Below are 1,058 nucleotides of genomic sequence, written 5' to 3' on the forward strand. Positions count from 1 at the left end.
ATTTAAGCGCCAGTAAACGGCGGTGGTAACTATAACCATCCTAAGGTAGCGAAATTCCTTGTCGGGTAAGTTCCGACCTGCACGAATGGCGTAACGACTTGGGCGCTGTCTCGACCAGAGACTCGGCGAAATTGCACTACGAGTAAAGATGCTCGTTACGCGCGGCAGGACGGAAAGACCCCGGGACCTTTACTACAGCTTGGTATTGGTGCTCGGTTCGGCTTGTGTAGGATAGGTGGGAGACTGTGAAGTGGCCACGCCAGTGGTTGTGGAGTCGTTGTTGAAATACCACTCTGGTCGAATTGGGTGTCTTAACCTCGGGCCATGATCTGGTTCAGGGACAGTGCCTGGTGGGTAGTTTAACTGGGGCGGTTGCCTCCTAAAGGGTAACGGAGGCGCCCAAAGGTTCCCTCAGCCTGGTTGGCAATCAGGTGGTGAGTGTAAGTGCACAAGGGAGCTTGACTGTGAGACCGACGGGTCGAGCAGGGACGAAAGTCGGGACTAGTGATCCGGCACCTCCTGGTGGAAGGGGTGTCGCTCAACGGATAAAAGGTACCCCGGGGATAACAGGCTGATCTTGCCCAAGAGTCCATATCGACGGCATGGTTTGGCACCTCGATGTCGGCTCGTCGCATCCTGGGGCTGGAGTAGGTCCCAAGGGTTGGGCTGTTCGCCCATTAAAGCGGTACGCGAGCTGGGTTTAGAACGTCGTGAGACAGTTCGGTCCCTATCCGCCGCGCGCGTAGGAGACTTGAGGAAGGCTGTCCCTAGTACGAGAGGACCGGGACGGACGAACCTCTGGTGTGCCAGTTGTCCCGCCAGGGGCATGGCTGGTTGGCTATGTTCGGAAGGGATAACCGCTGAAGGCATCTAAGCGGGAAGCTCGTTCCAAGATGAGGTCTCCCACCACCTTGCGTGGTTAAGGCCCCCAGCAGACTACTGGGTTGATAGGCCAGAGATGGAAGCCCTGTGAGGGGTGGAGTTGACTGGTACTAATAGGCCGAGGGCTTGCCACAACGTGTTGTTCGCATCCACTGTGTGACCCTGAGCACACAACT

1 rRNA gene is annotated in these 1,058 nt (G+C 56.8%); it reads left to right on the forward strand.

Annotated elements, in window-relative coordinates:
• Positions 1 to 1,016, forward strand: a 23S ribosomal RNA gene (locus PSD17_RS31650); the annotation flags it as partial.
• Positions 1,017 to 1,058 lie beyond the last annotated feature (42 nt).

Source organism: Pseudonocardia sp. D17, assembly GCF_036984265.1.
GTDB classification, from domain to species: domain Bacteria; phylum Actinomycetota; class Actinomycetes; order Mycobacteriales; family Pseudonocardiaceae; genus Pseudonocardia; species Pseudonocardia benzenivorans.